We start from the raw sequence: 20668 nt of genomic DNA on the forward strand, positions 1-20668 counted from the left end.
CCTCGCGCCCTCGCCCGCGCTCCCGCTCGAACGAGGATCAGGCCGCGGTGGGCCCCTCCGCGAGTTCGTCCCCGATGGCCCGCAGGCCCTCCAGGTCGTGCACATCGCCCGGCAGGGCGGTGACCTCTACCATCGGCACCTCCGGGTGGACGGACACGAAGCGGTCGCGGGTGCGTCGTTCACGCGCGACCACCTGCATGCGTTCGGCATGGAGGCGCAGCAGACCCGCAGCGAGCCGCTCGGTGCCGGCCGTAGCGGTGTCGCCCGCGCCCTCGGTTGCGTCGGCCGTACCGGCGTCGTCCGGTCGGTCCTGCCGGGAATCAGCATGCCCGGCCCCGTGATCCACAATGCGGCGGTCCGGATTTTTTTCGGTGAGAGCCACGTCACGCTCACCGGTCCGCGCCGTGTGCGCGCTCTCCTCCGCAGCTTCCGCCGCCGCGTCCTCCAGCGCCTCCGCGGCCGCGAGCGCCCGTTCCGCCGTCAGCTGGGCCGCGCCGCTGCCGTGCACCCGGTTGAGGACGAGCCCGGCGAGCGGCATGTCCTCGTCGGCGAGCCGCTCCACGAAGTACGCCGCCTCGCGCAGCGCGTCCCGCTCCGGGGCCGCGACGACCAGGAAGGCCGTACCGGGCGCCTGGAGCAGCCGGTACGTGGCGTCGGCGCGGGTGCGGAAGCCGCCGAACATGGTGTCCATCGCGGCCACGAAGGTCTGGATGTCGCGCAGCAGGCCGGCGCCCATGACCTTGTTGAGGGTGCCGGTCATCATCGACATCCCGATGTTCAGGAACTTCACCCCGGCCCGGCCGCCGACCTTCGCGGGCGCCATCAGCAGTTTGATGAAGCGGCCGTCGAGGAAGGAGCCGAGCCGCTTGGGTGCGTCCAGGAAGTCCAGCGCGCTGCGGCTCGGCGGGGTGTCGACGATGATCAGGTCCCACGCGTCCTGTGCGCGCAGCTGGCCCAGTTTCTCCATCGCCATGTACTCCTGCGTACCGGCGAATCCGGCCGACAGCGACTGGTAGAACGGGTTCTCCAGGATGGCCCTGGCGCGCTCCGGGTCGGAGTGCTGGACCACGACCTCGTCGAACGTCCGTTTCATGTCCAGCATCATCGCGTGCAGTGAGCCGCCGGCCGACCGATCGATTCCAGCCACCTCACGCGGTGTGTTGTCCAGCTCGGTCAGTCCCATCGACTGTGCGAGCCGCCGCGCCGGGTCGATGGTCAGCACCACCGCGGTACGGCCGCGCTCGGCCGCGCGCACGCCCAGCGCCGCGGCGGTCGTGGTCTTGCCGACGCCGCCGGAGCCGCAGCACACGACGATCCGGGTCTTCGGGTCGTCGAGCAGCGGGTCGATCTCCAGCTCGGGGCTCTCCAGGCTCATGTCACCACTCGCTTCACGCGTCGTCGTCCTCGGCCGTGGCGTCGTCGTCCGGTTCGCCGCTCGGTTCGCCGTCCGGTACGTCCTCGAATACGTCGCCGGGTACGTCCGCCGGTACGCCGCCGGCCGCGGGGACGCCGGGTACGGCCTGCTTGCGCAGGCTGTCGGCCAGCCGGTAGAGGCCGCCGAGATCGACGCCGTCGCCCAGCAGCTCCAGCTCGCGTACCGGCAGGCCCAGCGCGGCGATCTCGGCGCGCTGCTCGCGCTCCAGCACCACCCGCTGGGCGTGCTCGTGGGCCTGCTCCAGCAGCGGGTCCACCAGCCGCTCGGCCACCCCGCCGCGCCGCGCGCCGCCCAGGCCCGCCTGCGACAGGGCCTTCGCCACCGCGGTACGCCGCTTGCCCGCCGCCACCGCGCCGCTGTCGGCGGCGGCCTTGGCGATGTCACCGTCGGCCAGCAGCACCGGCCGCACCATGTTGACGATCACCGCGCCGACCGGCAGCCCGGCGGACCGCAGCTCGGCGACACCGTCCATGGTCTCCTGGACCGGCATCTCCTCCAGCAGCGTCACCAGGTGGATCGCGGTCTGCGGGGACTTCAGCACCCGCATCACCGACTGCGCCTGGTTGTATATCGGGCCCATCCGGGCGAGCCCCGCGACCTCGTCGTTGACGTTCAGGAAGCGGGTGATGCGGCCGGTCGGCGGGGCGTCCAGCACCACCGCGTCGTAGACCGGCCAGCCCGCCTTGTCCTTGCGCCGCACCGCCTCGCACACCTTGCCGGTGAGCAGCACGTCCCGGATGCCGGGGGCGACGGTGGTGGCGAAGTCGATCGCGCCGAGCTTGCGCAGGGCCCGGCCCGCGCGGCCCAGCTTGTAGAACATGTCCAGGTAGTCGAGCATCGCCAGCTCGGCGTCGATGGCGAGCGCGTGCACCTCGCCGCCGCCGGACGCCGAGGCGATCCTGCGCTCCTCGTACGGCAGCGCCTCCGTCTCGAAGAGCTGTGCGATGCCCTGCCGCTCCTCGACCTCCACCAGCAGCACCCGGCGGCCCTCCGCCGCGAGGGCGAGCGCCAGCGAGGCGGCGACCGTGGTCTTACCCGTGCCGCCCTTGCCCGTCACGATGTGGAGCCTGACGGCGGATGACTGTTGAGCGCTCACCTGGCGAGCCTAATTCCTTCCCCGCGGCAGGGTGGTGCTGGGAGAGATGCTCGTGGCGGTTTCGCGTGCGACGGTCGTCACGTTTCCGGCCCCGGCTGCGGCCCGCGCCTCGCGGCTCCGGCCCGCCCCGCCGGGCGCCCGGTCCGGCGGCGGGCGAGGCGATAAGGTCGCGCCATGGCGAAGAAGTGGGAATACGCGACCGTGCCGCTGCTCGTGCACGCGACGAAGCAGATCCTCGACACCTGGGGCGAGGACGGCTGGGAGCTGGTCCAGGTCGTGCCCGGCCCCAACAACCCCGAGCAGCTGGTGGCCTACCTCAAGCGGGAGAAGGACGCGTGAGCGGCGCCGTCGCCACCCGGCTCGCCGAGCTGGGCCTGACACTGCCCGAGGTCGTCCCGCCGCTGGCCTCGTACCAGCCGGCCGTACGGTCCGGGGCGTACGTGTACACGTCGGGCCAGCTGCCCATGGTGGACGGCAAGCTGCCGGCCACCGGCAAGGTCGGGGCCGAGGTCACGCCCGAGGAGGCGAAGGAGCTGGCGCGGGTCTGCGCGCTGAACGCTCTCGCGGCGGTCAAGTCCGTCGCCGGCGACCTCGACCGCATCGCGCGTGTCGTCAAGGTCGTGGGCTTTGTCGCGTCCGCTCCCGACTTCACGGGGCAGCCGGCTGTCGTCAACGGGGCGAGCGAGCTTCTCGGGGAGGTCCTCGGGGAGAAGGGCGTGCACGCGCGCAGCGCGGTGGGGGTCGCGGTCCTTCCGCTGGACGCGCCGGTCGAGGTCGAGATCCAGGTCGAGCTCCTCCCCTGAGAACGCGCACCCCGCGCGGCAGCGCACAGCGCACCCTCGTACAAAACGGTCCCGCCACGTAGAGTCCGGCTCATGACGGTGACGAACGGCGCGGCGGGCCAGCCGCCGGGGTGGCCCGAGCGGGTGCGGGCCCTGGCCCGGGGGGAGCTGACCCCCGCGACACCGCGCCGCGCGGCCACCGTGCTGCTGCTCAGGGACGACGTGTCCGGCGGGCGCCCCGCCGTCCACCTGCTGCGGCGGCGCACGTCGATGGCCTTCGCCGGCGGGATGTACGCCTTCCCCGGCGGCGGGGTGGATCCGCGGGACGAGCGCCCGGTGCGCTGGGCCGGGCCCGGCCTCACGGAGTGGTCCGCGCTGCTCGGGGTGGAGCCGGCCGCGGCTCAGGCGATCGTGTGCGCGGCGGTGCGCGAGACGTTCGAGGAGTCCGGCGTGCTGCTGGCCGGTCCGGCGGACGGCGCGGGTCTGGTCGAGGACACGACCGGCGCCGACTGGGAGGCCGACCGCACCGCTCTGGTCCGTCACGACGTGTCCTTCGCGGAGGTCCTGGACCGCCGCGGCCTGGCCCTGCGCAGCGATCTGCTGCGGCCGTGCGCCCGCTGGGTGACCCCGGAGTTCGAGGAGCGGCGGTACGACACCTGGTTCTTCCTCGCCGCCCTGCCCGCGGGCCAGCGCACCCGGGACGTGTCCGGCGAGGCCGACCGTACGGTGTGGCTCACGGCCCCCGACGCGGTCGCCGCCTTCGACCGGGGTGAGCTGACGATGCTCCCGCCGACGATCACGATGCTGCGTGACCTGCTGCCGTACGGCCGCGCGGCGGACGCGCTCGCCGCGACAGAAAAGCGGGACCTCGCACCGGTCATGGCGACGGCCACCGTGGACGAGGCGGGCACGGTGCTGCTGAGCTGGCCCGACCCCGCGCAGCCCCGTCACGTACGGCCCGACCCCGTACGGCCCGACCCCGTAAAGCCCGACCCCGTACAGTCCGGCCTCATACGCGGACAGGCGGCGGACCGGTGAGCGCGGGGACGGCGCCGGGGGCGCCGCACGCGGCGGTCGGCGGGTGGGCGACGGCCCGCGCGCTGTGCGTGCTCGCCCCGAACCCCTCGCCGATGACGCTGGACGGCACCAACACCTGGATCCTCGCCGAGCCGGATTCCGACCTGGCCGTCGTCGTCGATCCGGGGCCGCTGCACGAGGGGCACCTGGCCGCGGTCGTCGCGGCCGCCGAGCACGCGGGCAAGCGCGTCGCGCTGACGCTGCTCACGCACGGGCATCCGGACCACGCCGAGGGCGCGGCCCGTTTCGCCGAGCTGACCGGCACCGCGGTGCGGGCACTGGACCCGGCGCTGCGGCTCGGCGACGAGGGCCTGGCCGAGGGCGACACGGTGACGACCGGCGGCCTGGAACTGCGGGTCGTCGCGACGCCCGGCCACACCTCGGACTCGCTGTCCTTCCTGCTGCCCGCCGACGCGGCCGTGCTCACCGGCGACACGGTGCTGGGCCGCGGCACGACGATGGTGGCCCACCCCGACGGGCGGCTCGGCGACTACCTGGCCTCGCTGCGCCGCCTCCAGGCCCTCACCGTCGCGGGCGAGGCGGACACCGTGCTGCCGGGCCACGGGCCGGTGCTGGGGGACGCGCGCGGCGCGGTCGAGTTCTACCTCGCGCACCGCGCCCACCGGCTCGCCCAGGTCGAGACCGCCGTCGAGGCGGGCCTGCGCACGCCCGCGGACGTCGTCGCCCACGTCTACGCCGACGTCGACCCCGTGCTGTGGCCGGCGGCCGAGCTGTCGGTGCGCGCCCAACTGGACTACCTGCGAGAGCACGGACTGATCGAACAGCCATGAGCACTTTCACCCTGAACGATGTCTTCACCCCCCGCGACCCCGCCTTCGTCGCCGATCCCTACCCCGCCTACCGGGAGCTGCGCGCGGCCGGCCGCGCGCTGTGGTCCGAGCCGACCCGGCAGTGGCTGATCCCGCACCACGACGACGTCAGCGCCCTGCTGCGGGACCGCCGCCTGGGCCGTACATATCTGCACCGCTACAGCCACGAGGACTTCGGCCGCACCCCGCCGCCGCCCGAGCTGGAGCCCTTCACCGTCCTCAACGACAACGGGCTGCTGGACCTGGAGGCGCCCGCGCACACCCGGATCCGGCGGCTCGTCGCCAAGGCCTTCACCCCGCGCCGGGTGGAGGAGCTGGCACCGGTCGTGCAGCGGCTCGCGGACGAGCTGGTCGGGGCGCTGTACGCGGAGGGCGGCGGCGATCTGCACGCCGCCGTGGCCGAGCCGCTGCCGGTGGCCGTCATCGCGGAGATGCTGGGCATACCGGCCGCCGACCGCCCGCTGCTGCGGCCCTGGTCGGCGGGCATGACGGCGATGTACGAGCTGAACCCGGGCCCGGACGCGGCGCGGGCGGCGGTGACGGCGAGCGAGGAGTTCTCCGCCTACCTGCGCGAGCTGATCGCGGCCCGCCGCACCGACCCCGGCGACGACCTGATCAGCGCGCTCATCGCGGTGCACGACGACGGCGACGTGCTGAGCGAGCAGGAGATGGTCTCCACCTGCGCGCTGCTGCTCAACGCCGGGCACGAGGCCACCGTCAACACCACCGCGCTGGGCTGGCTGCATCTCTTCCGGCACCCGGACCAGCTGCGGCTCATGGCGCAGGCCGCGGCCGCGCCCTCGCCGGACGCGCTCGCGGACGGCGTCGAGGAGGTCCTGCGTTACGACACGCCGCTCCAGCTCTTCGAGCGGTGGGTGCTGGAGGACATCGAGGTCGGCGGCACGGTGATCCCGCGCGGCTCCGAGGTGGCCCTGCTGTTCGGCTCGGCCAACCGCGACCCGGCCCGCTTCGACGACCCCGAGCGCTTCGACGTCACCCGCCCGGCGGCCGGCAACAAGCACGTCAGCTTCGGCGCCGGCATCCACTACTGCCTGGGCGCCCCGCTGGCCCGCCTGGAGCTGGCCGCCTCCTTCGGCGCGTTCCTGCGCGACGCCCCCGGGATGAAGCCGGTGGCCGAGCCGGCCTGGCGCCCCAACTACGTCATCCGCGGAATCCGCGAGCTGCTCGTCACCTGGTGAGCCGGTCGGCCCGGCGGGGCCGTGCCGTGAGCCCGCGCCGCCCGCCTGCCCGCTCGTTTCCCGGCCGCCTCAGCCCGTGAGGTCGCGGCGCCGCAGCCCCGTCAGGCCCGCCGCGACCGCCGCCGCGGCGGCGAGGAGCAGCCAGGCGTACGGGGCCGCGTCCGGGCGGGCGCCGGGCAGGTCGGGGAGGTGGGTGAACGGCGACAGGTCGCTCACCGCCCGCGGCAGCCGCAGCACCTGCCCGAACTGCCCGAGCAGCACGCACGCGCCCAGCAGCCCCCAGGCGGCGGCCGCCGCGCGCGGCAGCAGCCCGAAGAGCGCCAGGCCCAGGCCCCCGAGGACCCACACCGCGGGGGCCTGGGCGACGGCCGCGCCCGTCAGCCGCGGCAGCTGCGCGCCGACGTCGTGCACGCTCAGCCCGTACGCCAGGCCCGTCGCCGCGCCCGCGGCGGCCAGCAGCGCGACCGGGCCGAGCAGCGCGTGCAGCAGATGGCCCGCCGCCCAGCGGAGCCTGCCCACCGGGTGGGCGAGCAGCGCCTCGGCGCCGCCGCCGGTCTCCTCGGCGCGCAGCCGCAGCAGGCTCTGCACCGCGTAGGCGGCCGCCGCGACGCCGTACACCCCGACGACCGTGGACAGGAAGGCGTCGGTCAGGCCGCTGTGGCCGCCCATACGGTGCAGGATGTCGTCGACCTGGTGGTTGTCGCCCACGATGTCGCCGACGGAGTCGGTGACCGAGCCGTAGACCGCCCCAGCGACGACCAGGCCCGCACCCCAGCCGAGCAGGCTGCCGCGCTGGAGCCGCCAGGCGAGGGCGAGCGGCCCGCGCAGCGTCCCGGTGGCGCGGCCGGGCCTGCCGGGCAGCAGGCCCGCCCCGATGTCGCGCCGCTCCACCACGGCGTAGGCGAGAGCGCAGCACCCGGCGGCGAAGGCGGCGGGCAGCGCGAGCACCCACCAGGACTCGCCCGCGTACGGGTGCAGGTGCTCCAGCCAGCCCAGCGGGGAGGCCCACACCAGCGGCGAGGAGGCGTCCGGGCGGGCCGCGTCGCCCGCGGCCCGCAGCAGGAAGGCGGCGCCCAGCAGCGCCCCGGACAGGCCGCGGGCGGCCCGCGCGGTCCCGGTGAGCTGGGCGACGACGGCGGCGACGCCCGCGAAGGCGAGGCCCGCGGCGGCCAGTTGCAGGCCCAGCGCGACCGAGCCCGCGAGGCCCTGGCCGAGCACCGTCAGCCCGGCGGCGGCGGCCACGGCGACGCCGGTGTTCGCGGCCAGCGCCGCGGACAGGGCGGCGGTCAGCGGCGCGCGCCGGTCGACCATGGTGGAGCCGAGCATCTCCTGGCGCCCGGTCTCCTCCTCCTCGCGGGTGTGCCGGACGACCAGCAGGATGCTCATCAGCGCGGTCAGCGCGGCGCCGATGACACCGAGCCGCCACGCGGTCAGGGCACCGACGCTGTGGGCGTCGTGGACGGGGCCGTAGAAGGCGCGCAGCGGGCCGCTGGCGTTGGTGCTGCGGGCGAAGTCGGTGCGTTCGGCCTGGTCGGCGTAGAGCGAGCGGTAGGAGGCGCAGCTGCCGGCGACGGTCGCGGCCATGGCGTAGACCCAGCCGGGGATCATGATCCGGTCGCGGCGCAGCGCCAGCCGGGTCAGGGTCGCGGTGCCCGCGGGGGCGAGGGTGCTCACCGGGCGCCGCCGGGGGCGGCGAGCGGGGCGGGTGCGGGCGCGGCGGTGGTGTAGTGCCGCAGGAACAGCTCCTCCAGCGTCGGCGGGCGGCTGGTGAGGGCGCGTACACCGCAGTCGGCGAGGGTGCGCAGCAGGTCGGCGAGCCGGTCGTTGTCGGCGGTGAGGGTGACGCGGCAGCCGTCGACCGTCGTGTCGTGCACGCCGGGCAGGGCGTCGAGGCCGTCGGGGACGCGGTCCAGCTCGGCCGTCACCGTCGTCCGCGTGAGGTGGCGCAGCTCGCCGAGGGCGCCGCACTCCACCGTGCGGCCCGCGCGGACGATGCTCACCCGGTCGCACAGCGCCTCGACCTCGCCCAGGATGTGGCTGGACAGCAGCACGGTGGCGCCGCGGTCGCGCGCCTCGCGCACGCAGTCGCGGAAGACCTCCTCCATGAGCGGATCCAGGCCCGACGTCGGCTCGTCGAGGACGATCAGCTCGGCGTCGGAGGCGAAGGCGGCGACCAGGGCGACCTTCTGCCGGTTGCCCTTGGAGTACGCGCCGCCCTTCTTCGTCGGGTCCAGCTCGAAGCGCTCCAGCAGTTCGTTCCTGCGGGCGGCGGTGGCGCCGCCGCCGAGCCTGCCGAAGAGGTCGATGATCTCGCCGCCGCTGAGGTTGCGCCACAGCGTGACGTCCCCCGGCACGTAGGCCAGGCGCCGGTGCAGCGGGACCGCCTCGTGCCACGGGTCGCCGCCCAGCAGGCGGGCGGTGCCGCCGTCGGCCCGGATGAGGCCCAGCAGGACGCGGATGGTGGTGGACTTCCCGGCCCCGTTGGGCCCGAGGAAGCCGTGCACCTCGCCGGTGGCGACGGACAGGTCGAGCCCGTCGAGTGCGCGGGTGCGGCCGAACGTCTTGACCAGTCCGGCCACGTGAATTGCCCGGTTCATGCTTCGGAATCTACGCTATCTTCAGAAATTTGTGAAGTTCACGAAAGGGTTAAACTTTCGGAGCAGAGCCCGGAGCGGGAGGCGGACGGTGCAGCAGGAACCAGTACGGACTTTTGACGGCCCGCAGGGCGCCGCGGGCGACACGGCCGCGCCCGTGTCCTCGCAGGAGGAGGCGGCGGACGGCGGGGGGCTGGAGCCGGAGGCGGCGGCCTTCGTGGAGCGGTTCGCCGGGCAGCTCGCCGACGCCGGGATGCCGCGCATGCCCGCCCGGATCTTCGCCGCCCTGCTGGCCTCGCCGGACGGCGCGCTCAGCTCGGCCGAGCTGTCCGACCGGCTGCTGGTCAGCCCGGCGGCCGTGTCCGGCGCGGTGCGCTACCTCGCGCAGACCGGGCTGATCGGCCGCGAGCGGCACCCCGGCTCACGGCGCGAGCTGTACCGGCTGCACAGCGACCAGTGGTTCGAGACCTTCACCAGCCGCGAGCAGATGCTCGGCCGCTGGGAGGCCACGCTGCGCTCGGGCGTGCACAGCCTCGGCGAGGACAGCCCGGCCGGGCGGCGGCTCGCCGAGACCGCCGACTTCTTCGTCTTCCTCCAGCGTGAGCTGGTCGCCCTGCTCGACCGCTGGCACGAGCAGCACGGGCGGCGCGAGGAGGCCTGACGCCCCCGCGGCTCAGTGCCGCGGCACCGTCAGCCGCCAGGCCGCGGGCTCGACCGTCCAGGTGCGGGTGCGGACGGGGCCGGTCACGGCGGAGTCGGCCCGGTAGCGGAAGTCGCGGCCCGAGACGGTGACGGTGCGGGCCCGCGCCCGTACCGGCCCCGCGCCCTCCGGGCGGCGTACGCACACCTCGGCGAGACCGGCCGGCGCCGGGCGGACGGACACCTCCTGCACCGGCTGGTCCAGATCGGCCAGCAGCACCCCGTCGGCCTCCACGCGCAGCCGCTGCCGCGGCGGGTGGTGGCCGCCCGCGGGTATCGGCGCGGTCAGGGTGCGCACGAGCTGGCGGGCGGTCTTCTCGACGGGCGTCCACCAGTGCGCGGTGGTCTGCGGGAGCGGCGCCCCGCACGGGATGCTGAGGGCGCCCAGGACGATGCCGCCGCTCTCGTCGACCAGCAGGTCGAGCTCGCGGTGGGAGCCGTCCAGCACCGCGCGGGCCGCGGCCGGGACGTCGCCGGGCACGCCGAGGCCGCGGGCGAGCGCCGAGCGCTGGCCGATCGGCACCAGGGCGAGCGGCGCCTCGTGCAGGGTGCGGTCGCGGTGCAGGGCCCGTACGGTACGCAGCAGGGCCAGGTCGTCACCGAGCAGGACGGGGCGGCGCCGCCCGCGGTGGGCGAGGGCGCGCTCGGCCTCCTCGTCGGACTCCGGGAAGACGATCTTCACCGACGCGGCTCCCGCGAAAAGAACATCTCTCGCAATTCGGACGGACTCGCCATCGGCCGCCCGCGCTGCCGGATCGACGACCAGCAGCAGGTCCGACCTCCGGACGGAGTCCGGCGGGGGATGCCCAGGAGGGTGAGCCGACACCTTGGTCCTTCCTCAGGTAAAATCTCGGTGCAAGAGCCCCTTGCGCCTTTGCGTCAGGGGCTTCGTCTATTCCGGGGCAGGTTTCGACGGCTCTGCACGTTGGACATGCCCCGCCCGGAAGGGGTGTACGCCTGTGCCCGCACTTGTGCTGCTCGGTGCTCAGTGGGGTGACGAGGGCAAGGGGAAGGCCACCGACCTGCTCGGCGGCTCCGTCGACTACGTAGTCCGCTACCAGGGCGGCAACAACGCCGGACACACCGTCGTTGTCGGCGACCAGAAATACGCACTCCACCTCCTCCCCTCCGGGATCCTCTCGCCCAGTTGCACTCCGGTGATCGGCAACGGGGTGGTCGTCGACCCGGCCGTGCTGCTCTCCGAGCTGAGCGGGCTGGGTGAGCGCGGTGTCGACACCTCCAAACTGCTGATCAGCGGTAACGCCCATCTGATCACGCCCTATCACCAGACCATCGACAAGGTGACGGAGCGCTTCCTGGGCAAGCGCAAGATCGGCACCACCGGGCGCGGCATCGGCCCGGCGTACGCGGACAAGATCAACCGCGTCGGCATCCGCGTGCAGGACCTGTTCGACGAATCGATCCTCCAGCAGAAGGTCGACGCGGCGCTCCAGGACAAGAACCAGATCCTGGTGAAGATCTTCAACCGGCGCGCGATCAGCACCGAGCAGGTCGTCGAGGAGTACCTCGGCTACGCCGAACTGCTCAAGGACTACGTCGCGGACACCGCGCTGATCCTCAACCAGGCGCTGGACGAGGGCAAGGTCGTGCTCATGGAGGGCGGCCAGGGCACACTCCTGGACGTCGACCACGGCACCTACCCCTTCGTCACCTCGTCCAACCCGACGTCCGGCGGCGCCTGCACCGGCAGCGGTGTGGGCCCGACGAAGATCACCCGGGTCATCGGCATCCTCAAGGCCTACACAACGCGCGTGGGCTCGGGGCCGTTCCCCACCGAGCTGTTCGACGAGGACGGCGAGCGGCTGCGCACGGTGGGCCACGAGTTCGGCGTCACCACCGGACGCAACCGGCGCTGCGGCTGGTTCGACGCGGTGATCGCCCGCTACGCCACCCGCGTCAACGGCCTGACCGACTTCTTCCTGACCAAGCTCGACATCCTCACCGGCTGGGAGCAGATCCCGGTCTGCGTCGCCTACGAGATCGACGGCCGCCGCGTCGAGGAACTGCCCTACAGCCAGACCGACTTCCACCACGCCAAGCCGGTCTACGAGTACCTGCCGGGCTGGTCGGAGGACATCACCAAGGCGAAGACCTTCGCCGACCTGCCGAAGAACGCGCAGAGCTACGTCAAGGCGCTGGAGGAGATGTCCGGGGCGCCGATCTCCGCGATCGGCGTCGGTCCCGGCCGGACCGAGACGATCGAGATCAACTCGTTCCTGTGAGCCGTGTCTGACGGCCCTTCCGGTAAGCCCCGCGCACCAGGTGCGCGGGGCTTACCGCTGCCCGGCTACGCGTCCGGCTGCTTCTTGTAGACCGGCGGGTGCTTCTCGCCCGCCACACCGAGCCGCTTGAGGTGCGTGGCGTCCTGCAGCACGAGGGTCGTCGCGCTGCCCGGGGAGCAGGAGGCGGCGGGCTTGCCGGAGACCACCGACGACGGGCTCAGCCGGACCGGCGAGCCCGCGTCCGTCACCGTCATCAGCCACTGGCACTGGTAGAGGGTGTGGACGCCGTCCGTGCGGTCGCCGTTGAGGGTCACCGTGCCGTCCGGGCCGATGACCAGCGTGCGCGAGTCCGTCACGCCCGCCGCCGTGTCGTAGGACGTCTGCCAGGTGCCGACGAGGTCCGCGGGCGGCTCGACACGGGCGGTGCCGTCCCCGCCGTCCGTCGCCGCGGGCGACGGGTCCTGCGACGCGCTCGGCGTGCCGCCGGGCGCCGACGTCGCTACGGGCGCGGCCGACGAGGTCCCGGCGGTCGGCGCGCCGGTCGCGGGCGGCGACCCCTGCGTGCCGTGGCCCTTCCCCTGGACCAGGACGTACGCGGTGGCGCCGCCCGCCGCGACCGCGAGCAGCGCCAGGGCGGCCACCAGCGCGCCGCGCCGCCCGCGCCGCGGCTGCGGCGGGGGAGCAGGGGCCTGCACGGCGGTCGGGGCCACGGGAGCGGGCGGTGCGACCGCCTCCGGCGCGGGCGGCGGGGTGCGCTCCGGGGGCGGGGCCTCCGCACCCGTCCGGCCCGCCGCCGTGGTCGTCGCCCCGGGCTCCGCCCCCGACTCCGCCTCCAGTTCCAGCTCCAGCAGTTGGACGGCGTGCCGCCCGAGCTGCGCCACGATCGCGCTCGGCAGCCACGGCTCGGCCCTCCCCGCGTCGGGCTCCTGCGCCGCCGCCCCGCCCCGCGCGCCGTCGATGAGCTCCAGGACCCGGGTGAGGGAGGGGCGCTCCGCCGGGTCCTTGGTCAGGCACGCGGCGACCAGGGCGCGCAGGCCCTCCGGCACCGCGGTCAGGTCCGGCGGCTCCTGCACGATGCGGAACATCTGGGCGTGCACCCCGCTGCTCGCCGCCCCGAAGGGCTGCAGCCCGGTCGCCGCATAGGCCAGCACGGAGCCGAGGCAGAAGACGTCGCAGGCCGGGGTGACACGGTCGCCGCGCACCTGCTCGGGCGACATGAAGGCGGGGGAGCCGACCATGGCGCCGGTGTGGGTGATCGAGCCGCTGCCGTCGGCGACCGTCTCCAGGGCGCGGGCGATGCCGAAGTCGATGACCCGGGGGCCGTCGATCGTGATCATCACATTGGACGGCTTGAGGTCGCGGTGCACCAGACCCGCGGTGTGGATGTCGGTCAGCGCGTGCGCGAGCCCCGCGGCGAGCACCGCGACCGAGCGCTCCGGCAGCGGCCCGTAGTCCTTGATCACCTGGTGCAGCGAGGGTCCCGGCACGTAACCGGTGGCCACCCAGGGGATCTCCGCCTCGGTGTCCGCGTCCAGCACCGGCGCGGTCCATGTCCCGCCGACCCGCAGCGCCGCGCGCACCTCGCGGCGGAAACGGCCGCGGAATTCCTCCTGCGCCGCCAGTTCGGGGCGCACCAGCTTCACCGCGACCGTGCGGCCGCGCTCCGAACGCGCGAGGAAGACCCGGCCCATGCCGCCGGTGCCCAGCCTGCCGAGCAGCCGGTAGGCCCCGATCCGCTGCGGATCGTCCGCTCTGAGCTGGTCGACCATGCGTGTTCCCCCGTCTCCGCCCCGACGTGACGTGCGCGCGCCACCCCCCTGCCAGAGCGAAGAATATGCGTACGAAACTTCGTACGGAGGTGCGGAGGCCGCGCGCGGCACCGCCGGGCCTCGCCTAAGGTGTCCCCCTGCGGGACCGCGCGCCGCAGCGACCGCGGCCCGCGGGCAGGACGCGTCCGGCGAGCGCGAACAGGCACGGCGAGCGCGGACAAGTACGGCGAGTACGGCGAGCACGGCGAGTGAGGAGGCGGGGATGCCGGAGACCGGCGGCCCGGCCGCGGCGGTACGGCGCAGCAGCCTGCGCCAGCAGATCGCCGACGCCCTGCGCGACGAGGTGCTCACCGGCCGCCTCCAGGCAGGCCGGCACTTCACCGTCAAGGAGATCGCCGAGCTGTACGGGGTGTCCGCGACCCCGGTGCGCGAGGCGCTCGTCGACCTGGCCGCGCAGGGCCTGCTCGACGTCGAGCAGCACCGCGGCTTCCAGGTACGGCAGTTCAGCGCCGCCGACTTCCGCTCCCTCACCGAGGCCCGCGCCTTCGTCGTCGAGGCCTTCTTCCGCGAGCTGGCCGGCCGGGAACGCGGCATGGGCGAGGTCCCCGCCGACGTCCTGGCCTCCGTCCGCCGCCGCGCCGAGGCCGCCGCGCACGCCGCCCAGGCCGGCAGTCTCGACGTCCTCGCGGGCTGCGACCTGCGCTTCTGGCGCGAGCTGTCCGCGATCCGCGGAAACCCGCACATCTGCGACTTCCTCGACCGCATCCGCACCCAGACGTGGATCTACGCCGTCCCCCACCTGCGCGCCCTCGCCGACCCCGCGGGCGTCTGCTGGGCCGGGCACGTCGCCCTCGTCGACGCCGTCGCCCAGGGCGACACCGCCGCCGTCCACGCCCTCACCGCGGAGTCCAACGCGCACACCCGCGCCCTGCTCGAAAAGCTGGCGCCCGCACGCTCCTGACGCGACCGGCACGGGCGACTTACGCTGTACGCCCCCGACCGGATGGAGTTCGTACGTGGCCTGCGACCTGTGGCTGGTGCCGCTGGTGGACGTCCTCTGCCACAGCCCGGAAAACCCCTTCTCCGAGGAACTCGCCCGCTACGACAAGGCACTCGGCGACGCCGGACAGCCGCCCGTGCCCGTCTACGCGTACATGCCCGGACTGTCCGGAGACGTCGCCCCCATCGCCTGCTTCGACTACGACGCGCTGCACTTCCTGCGCCGCGCCTACCTCCTGAGCCTGCAAGGGCTCGAAGTGTCGCCCGTCGACGAACTCGGCGGGGACTACGAGCAGTTGCTGGAGATGTTCGAGAGCACCGCGCAGGCCTCCCACCTGGTGTGGCACTACGACCACGCGGGCGCCTACGTGCCGCTGGACTTCCCGCACCCGGTCGTCAACGACGAACTACTGGAGAGCGGCGGCCCGCTGGGCTCCAGCCACGGGCTGCTGCGCGAGCTGGAGTTCGTCGCGCCCGCGATCGGCATCGACCCCGCCAACCCGCCGCAGGCCCCCGCACCGCCCGAGCGCCACACCACGCTGGAGGAACCCGCCCTCACCGGCGCGGAACCGCCCGCCGGGCCCTTCGCGCGCGAGCACCACGTCTGGCTCGGCCTGCACGCGGCGGCGACCCGCTCGCTCGGCCAGGGCTCCATGATCGTCTTCAGCTGAGCGCACCCCCGTGGCCGGCCCGGCGGACCGCCGGGCCGGTCACGGCCGCGGATTCTCCGGCGGACGCTGGCGCGGCATGGTCGGCCGGGCACTGGGATGCGGCACGCGCGGCGGCGGAGGCTCGGTACGGGCCGGGGTCCACGCGGGCGACTGCGTCCGCAGCGGCGTCCCCGCCGACCCCGGGCCGAAGTCCACCATCCACTCCGCCGTCTCCATACGGACCAGGTCCGCCACGTCGTCGCAGAAGCGCCGCAGAATCGCCAGACAGCGCTCCGCGGCCTCCCCCGCGGTGCCCTCCGCCGGGCCCAGCACCTCCCGCACGCTCTCCGACGCCCAGTCGAAGCGCAACTGCTCCAGCCGCCGCTCCACGCCCTGCGCGGTGCCCACGTCCCGCATCCAGCCCGCCGTCAGCCCCAGCACACGGTCCGCGGCCACGCACACCGTCGCCAGCAGCAGCGCCAGATACCCCCACGCCACCGGCGACCCGCCCGCCCCCGCCAGCTCCGCGAGCGGCAGCGCCGCGCCCACCGCGGCGAACGCCGCCGCCCCGCAGCGCAGCAGACGCGCCCCGCGACGCTTCCACACCCGGTCCCGCAGATACCAGTCCGCGGTGCGCAGCGCCCCGCACTCCGCCCACCGGTACAGCTCGTCCAGGCGCTGCGCGGGCTCCCCCCAGTCCCCGCGCGGGAAGGGCAGCGCCCGCAGGTCCTCGCGGCGCACCCGGCCACCGCCCGGCGGCCCGTACGCCGGGCCCTCCACCGCGTCGCGCGGCTCCTCCGGCCGCTCGTCGTACGGCTCGCGCCGCTCGTCGTACGGCCCCTCGTACCGCTCGTCGTACGGGTCGTGCCGGGGGTGCAGCGCCCGCCGTTCAGGCTCCTCCCGAGGGGACTCCTCGGGATACATGTCCTGCTGCCCCACCGCACGCTCCCTCGCACCGCTCCGTGACCTGAAGTGACGAAGCTCTCTTCTTAGCGCCGAACGCCGGGGCCCGGCGGGGACGATCCCGGGTTTCCGCCCCGGCGGGCTGCGTGAGCAGGTGTGGGACCCGGACGGCGGTCGCCCGAAAGAGTGAGGTCGGCGGTGCCGGTGCGGGCCACTACCCTGGTGCGCGTGAAGGTCCTTGTCATCGGCGGCGGAGCCCGCGAACACGCCCTGTGCCGTTCCCTGTCCCTCGACCCGGACGTCACGTCCCTGCACTGCGCCCCGGGCAACGCGGGCATCGCGGACGTGGCCGAACTGCACCCGGTCGACATCCTCGACGGCGCCGCCGTCGCCGCGCTCGCCGCCGACCTCGGCGCCGACTTCGTCATCGTCGGCCCGGAGGCCCCGCTCGTCGCCGGAGTCGCCGACGCGGTCCGCGCCCGCGGCATCGACTGCTTCGGCCCCTCCGGGGAAGCCGCCCAGCTCGAAGGGTCCAAGGCCTTCGCCAAGGACGTCATGGCCGCAGCCGGTGTGCCCACCGCGCGCTCCTACGTCTGCGCCACCGCCGACGAGATCGACCGCGCGCTCGACGCCTTCGGCGCGCCCTACGTCGTCAAGGACGACGGGCTCGCCGCGGGCAAGGGCGTCGTCGTCACCGACGACGCCGCCGCGGCCCGCGAGCACGCGCTCGCCTGCGTCGCCGCGCCCTCCGGCCGGGTCGTCATCGAGGAATACCTCGACGGACCCGAGGTCTCGCTCTTCGCCGTCACCGACGGCCACACCGTCGTCCCCCTCCAGCCCGCCCAGGACTTCAAACGCGCCCTCGACGGCGACGAGGGCCCCAACACGGGTGGCATGGGTGCGTACTCGCCGCTCCCGTGGGCCGACCCCAAACTCGTCGACGAGGTCGAGCGGACCGTCCTGCAGCCCACCGTCGACGAGATGCGCCGCCGCGGCACGCCCTTCGCGGGCCTCCTCTACGCCGGGCTCGCCATCACCTCCCGCGGCGTCCGCGTCATCGAGTTCAACGCGCGCTTCGGCGACCCCGAGACGCAGGTCGTCCTCGCGCGGCTGCGCAGCCCCCTCGCCGGGCTGCTGCGCGCCGCCGCGACCGGGCAGCTCGCCGCGTACCCCGCGCTGCGGTGGAGCGACGACGCGGCCGTCACCGTCGTGATCGCCTCCCACAACTACCCCGGCACGCCCCGCGTCGGCGACCCCATCACCGGGCTCGCCGAGGCGGAGTCCGACGCCGCGTACGTCCTGCACGCGGGGACGCGGTTCGACGCGGAGGGGGGTGTGGTCAGTGCGGGCGGTCGCGTTCTGTCGGTGACCGCGACCGGGGCGGATCTGGGCGCCGCGCGCGCCTCGGCGTATGCGGCGGTTGCCGCGGTGCGGCTCGACGGGGCGCACCACCGGTCCGACATCGCGGAGTCCGCGGCTGCGGGGTGAGGTGGGGGGCGCTCCGTTCTGCGTGGCGCGGCTCGCCGCGCGACCTTCCCTGCGGTGGGGGCTGGTCGCGCATTTCTTCGCCCCGCTTTACGCGGCGCGACGCTGGGTGGGTCGGGGGCCGCCACGGGGCACCTCCTCGGAATGCGCCTTCGGCCTCTTGCCGTGTTGGTGAGCTACTCCCAGCGCATTCCTGCGGGGGCACCCCGCACCGTCCCCCTCCAGGCCGGTTCAGCGGCTGCCTGCCGGTGGGGGTGAGCGCTTTTGGGGCACGTCCGCGAGGGAGAGTCCCCGTTTTTCAGGGGCGCGTGGGGGTACCTCCCAGGCGAAGCTCTGGGGGAGAACTGCGCGCTCAGCCCCCACCGGCGGACGGTCGCGAACGTCACCGCAAGGCGCAGCCGGGGGAAGTTGGGGGGGAAGCCACTCCAAGGAGTGATGGGTCGGCCGTATGGCTGACCCGCTCGGGAGGGGCGAACTAGGGTGCCGGAGGCGCACCGCAGGACATTGCGGCAAACAGCCGTACGGCCATTGCGATGTCGGTGGGCGGTGCGACAGTGGGGGGAGGCCGTCACCGGGGCGGTCGCCGACGCGCAGGGGGTGAGCCGCCCGATGGCCGGAGAAGCAGGCGAGGCATTCGCGCGGGCCCGCGCCCTCGCGGTCCTGCGGGTGCGCGGCGCCGCGCTCACCGCGGCCCTGCTGCCCGCGGCCGCCGCCGTGCTGCTGCACGCCGCCGCCGCGACCGGCCGTCTTTCCGGTGCCGGGTGGGAGGGGGTCCGCTGGGGCGTGACGGGCGTGGCGCTCGTCGTGCTGGCGGTGTCCGCGGCTGTGGCCGCGGTGATCGTGCGGGCCCGCCCCGCGGTGAGCCCGGCGGTGCCCGTGTCGGAGACCGCCGCCCCTGACCTGCACCGGATGGTCGCCGACCTGGCGGAGACGCTTCAGGTGCCGGCCCCGTCGGGCATAGAGCTGACGCCGGACTGCGACAGCTGGCTGGAGGACCGCAGGCCGGTTTCGGGCGCGGTGGAGCGGCGGCCCGCTCCCGTGCTGGTGATCGGTTCGCCGTTCTTGTGGTGGATGCGGGTCGCGGAGTTGCGCGCGCTGCTCGCGCCGGTGGTCGCGGGTACGGGTGCGGCGGCCGATCCGGAGATATTCGCCGCCCGCCGCTTCGTCCGCGGGCTGGACGCCGCCGTGGCGGTCGCCGGGCAGGGCCGGCGCGAGCGGTCGGTGCTGCTGCGGCCCGCGTACGGGGTGCTGGGCTGGTCGGCGCGGCTGCTGTTGCGCGGGTGCCGCGCGCATGTCGCGGAAATGGAGCGCGGGGTGGCCGCGGGCGCGTCCGAGCGGGCGCAGGCCGTGGACTACGGGCTGCGGATCGTCGCCCAGGAACAGGTCGGGCTCGCGTACGCGGGCTGGGACCGGCTGCTGACCCGGGTCGCACTGCCCGCGTGGCGGATGGGCCGCTGGCCCTCCCGGCTGGACGCCGGGGTGGTCGCCGCCCTCACCGAGCTGTCCCGCCGGGACCGGCTGGCCGACGGTTTCGAGAGCAGGCTCGGCGAGCGGCCCGCGTGCGATCTGCTGGAGGAGCCCGGTGTGGTGGACGAGGCGGTGTCGCTGCTCGCGGCACGGCTCTTCCACGGCGGCGCCCGGTGCGCCGGGCCCGACTGGGCGCCGGTGAGCTGGGCCCGCTATCCCGACGAGGTCGTCGACCGCATCTGGCGGATGGAGGCCGCGCGGCTGATACGCGTGCTGGACGAGGTGCGGCCGGGGCGGCGGACGGCCCCGGCGGGCGCCGCCTCCGAGTACGGGCCCTCGGCCCGCGGCCGCGGGGTGCTTCTCGACTCCGAGCCCGGCAGCGCGACGCTGGCCCGCGTCATCGACCGGCTCGCCGCCGGGGGCAGCGAGGAGCTGGCCGCGCGCATCGGGGCACTCGTCGCCGCGGACGAGACGGCGGGGTCGGTCCCGGCGTCCGGGGACACGCCCGTGTACGAGCTGCTGCCGCCGCGGACGGGGCGCGAGCTGCTGACCGAGCATGTCACGGCGATCGTGTGCTGTGCCGCGGTGGACACGGCGGGTGCGGGTGCGGGGCTCGACTGGCTCGACGGTCCCGCCCTGGTGGTCGACGGTGCCCGTCGCGGCGACCTCGGATGGCCCGTCCTCCGCCTCGTCGAGAACGGCGACGCCGCCCCTCTCCGGGCCTGGCTCTCCGCGCTCGGCGTCCGCCCGGAGGAATCCCTCCGCCTCACCTAGGCTCTCGTCCGCCGACACCGAGCCAGCCGCGTTCGAGGAGCTCGAAGGCGCGGACGACGGCCGCACGCGGGTCGTCGTGGCCGCGGGCGGCGCGCGGGGCCTCCAGGGCGAAGTGGGCCAGCGCGGTGCAGGCGGGATCGTCCGCGGGCAGGCCGCAGTCCTCGGCGACGGCCGCGGCCAGGGCCGCCGTGTGGCGCAGCCACATGGCCTGGACGTAGTCGCGCAGGGCCGGGGTGTTGTCGACCAGGTCGAAGAAGGCGGTGAAGCGGTCGTCGCTGCCGGCTGCCGCCATGCGGTAGTGCAGCGCGTGCTCGCACAGGGCCCCGGGGACCGACTGTCCGGCGGGGCGGTCGCGTACGGCGGCGAGCAGGCGGGCCTCCTGCTCCTCGTCCTCGTCGAAGACCAGGGCTTCCTTGACCGGGAAGTGCTTGAACAGCGTGGTGGTGGACACGTCGGCGGCGTCCGCGATCTCGCGGATGCCCACGTCGTCGTAGCCGCGCTCCAGGAACAGGCGCAGTGCCGCGTCCGCGATGGCCTGGCGGGTGGCGGCCTTCTTGCGCTCGCGGCGGCCCGGGGGCGTCGTCGCTGTGCCGGTCTCGGGGCTGCTCATGGGGTCGATCGTACCGTTCGGTTGCCCGAGTGCAAAAGTGGAACGGTTGCACTTGT

General features: G+C 74.7%; 19 protein-coding genes. 11 read left to right on the top strand and 8 right to left on the bottom strand.

Features of this window, described 5'->3' with window-relative positions; translation table 11 throughout:
- Positions 1–37: 37 nt before the first annotated feature.
- Together ACH4PY_RS04680 and ACH4PY_RS04685 are read right to left on the bottom strand one after the other, a co-directional pair.
- Complete coding sequence (locus tag ACH4PY_RS04680) at positions 38–1375, bottom strand: ArsA family ATPase (protein WP_398175844.1); 1338 nt, start codon at positions 1373–1375, stop codon at positions 38–40.
- A 13-nt stretch (positions 1376–1388) separates the two neighbouring features.
- The gene (locus ACH4PY_RS04685) at positions 1389–2531 is read right to left on the bottom strand and encodes an ArsA-related P-loop ATPase (protein WP_398175846.1); all 1143 of its coding nucleotides are present in this window, start codon (positions 2529–2531) and stop codon (positions 1389–1391) included.
- A gap of 174 nt (positions 2532–2705) precedes the next feature.
- On the opposite strand from ACH4PY_RS04685, the gene ACH4PY_RS04690 reads away from it, so the two are divergent.
- The 5 genes from ACH4PY_RS04690 (at position 2706) to ACH4PY_RS04710 (ending at position 6419) form a co-directional block, all read left to right on the top strand.
- Positions 2706–2870, top strand: coding sequence for a DUF4177 domain-containing protein (locus tag ACH4PY_RS04690; protein ID WP_086020382.1), 165 nt, complete (start codon positions 2706–2708; stop codon positions 2868–2870).
- Positions 2867–3334, top strand: a complete 468-nt coding sequence (locus ACH4PY_RS04695) for a RidA family protein (protein ID WP_398175848.1) — start codon at positions 2867–2869, stop codon at positions 3332–3334. Before ACH4PY_RS04690 ends, ACH4PY_RS04695 begins: the two co-directional genes overlap by 4 nt.
- A gap of 72 nt (positions 3335–3406) precedes the next feature.
- Positions 3407–4351, top strand: a complete 945-nt coding sequence (locus tag ACH4PY_RS04700) for an NUDIX hydrolase (protein WP_398175850.1) — start codon at positions 3407–3409, stop codon at positions 4349–4351.
- Complete coding sequence (locus ACH4PY_RS04705) at positions 4348–5181, top strand: MBL fold metallo-hydrolase (RefSeq protein WP_398175852.1); 834 nt, start codon at positions 4348–4350, stop codon at positions 5179–5181. Before ACH4PY_RS04700 ends, ACH4PY_RS04705 begins: the two co-directional genes overlap by 4 nt.
- A complete protein-coding gene (locus ACH4PY_RS04710) occupies positions 5178–6419 on the top strand; it encodes a cytochrome P450 (protein WP_398175854.1) in 1242 nt (413 codons plus the stop codon). The genes ACH4PY_RS04705 and ACH4PY_RS04710 overlap by 4 nt, the downstream gene beginning before the upstream one ends.
- 69 nt (positions 6420–6488) lie before the next feature.
- Here the strand turns inward: ACH4PY_RS04710 and ACH4PY_RS04715 are convergent, their stop codons facing one another.
- Both ACH4PY_RS04715 and ACH4PY_RS04720 read right to left on the bottom strand, forming a co-directional pair.
- A complete protein-coding gene (locus ACH4PY_RS04715) occupies positions 6489–8027 on the bottom strand; it encodes an ABC transporter permease (protein ID WP_398176090.1) in 1539 nt (512 codons plus the stop codon).
- Between the two features lie 62 nt (positions 8028–8089).
- A complete protein-coding gene (locus ACH4PY_RS04720) occupies positions 8090–9016 on the bottom strand; it encodes an ATP-binding cassette domain-containing protein (RefSeq protein ID WP_398175856.1) in 927 nt (308 codons plus the stop codon).
- A gap of 154 nt (positions 9017–9170) precedes the next feature.
- Here ACH4PY_RS04720 and ACH4PY_RS04725 point away from each other — a divergent pair, with 154 nt between their 5' ends.
- The gene (locus tag ACH4PY_RS04725; protein WP_398176092.1) at positions 9171–9674 is read left to right on the top strand and encodes a GbsR/MarR family transcriptional regulator; all 504 of its coding nucleotides are present in this window, start codon (positions 9171–9173) and stop codon (positions 9672–9674) included.
- A 12-nt stretch (positions 9675–9686) separates the two neighbouring features.
- Here ACH4PY_RS04725 and ACH4PY_RS04730 read toward each other — a convergent pair whose 3' ends face one another.
- Positions 9687–10478 carry a diacylglycerol kinase gene (locus ACH4PY_RS04730; RefSeq protein WP_398176094.1) on the bottom strand — a complete coding sequence of 264 codons (792 nt, stop codon included), beginning with the start codon at positions 10476–10478 and terminating at the stop codon, positions 9687–9689.
- Between the two features lie 193 nt (positions 10479–10671).
- Between ACH4PY_RS04730 and ACH4PY_RS04735 the strand changes: the two genes are divergently transcribed.
- Complete coding sequence (locus tag ACH4PY_RS04735; RefSeq protein WP_398175858.1) at positions 10672–11955, top strand: adenylosuccinate synthase; 1284 nt, start codon at positions 10672–10674, stop codon at positions 11953–11955.
- Positions 11956–12020: 65 nt separating this feature from the next.
- Here the strand turns inward: ACH4PY_RS04735 and ACH4PY_RS04740 are convergent, their stop codons facing one another.
- Complete coding sequence (locus tag ACH4PY_RS04740; RefSeq protein WP_398175860.1) at positions 12021–13724, bottom strand: protein kinase; 1704 nt, start codon at positions 13722–13724, stop codon at positions 12021–12023.
- Between the two features lie 262 nt (positions 13725–13986).
- On the opposite strand from ACH4PY_RS04740, the gene ACH4PY_RS04745 reads away from it, so the two are divergent.
- Together ACH4PY_RS04745 and ACH4PY_RS04750 are read left to right on the top strand one after the other, a co-directional pair.
- Entirely contained in the window at positions 13987–14685 is a 699-nt protein-coding gene (locus tag ACH4PY_RS04745; RefSeq protein ID WP_398175862.1) for a GntR family transcriptional regulator, read from the top strand.
- A 55-nt stretch (positions 14686–14740) separates the two neighbouring features.
- Complete coding sequence (locus ACH4PY_RS04750) at positions 14741–15394, top strand: hypothetical protein (protein WP_398175864.1); 654 nt, start codon at positions 14741–14743, stop codon at positions 15392–15394.
- Positions 15395–15433: 39 nt separating this feature from the next.
- On the opposite strand, the gene ACH4PY_RS04755 is transcribed toward ACH4PY_RS04750, so the two are convergent.
- Complete coding sequence (locus ACH4PY_RS04755; RefSeq protein WP_398175866.1) at positions 15434–16312, bottom strand: SLATT domain-containing protein; 879 nt, start codon at positions 16310–16312, stop codon at positions 15434–15436.
- Between the two features lie 192 nt (positions 16313–16504).
- On the opposite strand from ACH4PY_RS04755, the gene purD reads away from it, so the two are divergent.
- Together purD and ACH4PY_RS04765 are read left to right on the top strand one after the other, a co-directional pair.
- Positions 16505–17764, top strand: a complete 1260-nt coding sequence (purD, locus tag ACH4PY_RS04760; protein ID WP_398175868.1) for a phosphoribosylamine--glycine ligase — start codon at positions 16505–16507, stop codon at positions 17762–17764.
- Positions 17765–18370: 606 nt separating this feature from the next.
- A complete protein-coding gene (locus tag ACH4PY_RS04765) occupies positions 18371–20002 on the top strand; it encodes a hypothetical protein (RefSeq protein ID WP_398176096.1) in 1632 nt (543 codons plus the stop codon).
- Here the strand turns inward: ACH4PY_RS04765 and ACH4PY_RS04770 are convergent.
- On the bottom strand, positions 19995–20612 hold the full coding sequence (locus tag ACH4PY_RS04770; protein ID WP_398175870.1) for a TetR/AcrR family transcriptional regulator: 618 nt from the start codon (positions 20610–20612) through the stop codon (positions 19995–19997). The two genes, ACH4PY_RS04765 and ACH4PY_RS04770, sit on opposite strands and share 8 nt — an antisense overlap.
- Positions 20613–20668 lie beyond the last annotated feature (56 nt).

Source organism: Streptomyces sp. NPDC021224, from assembly GCF_044332905.1.
GTDB lineage: Bacteria > Actinomycetota > Actinomycetes > Streptomycetales > Streptomycetaceae > Actinacidiphila.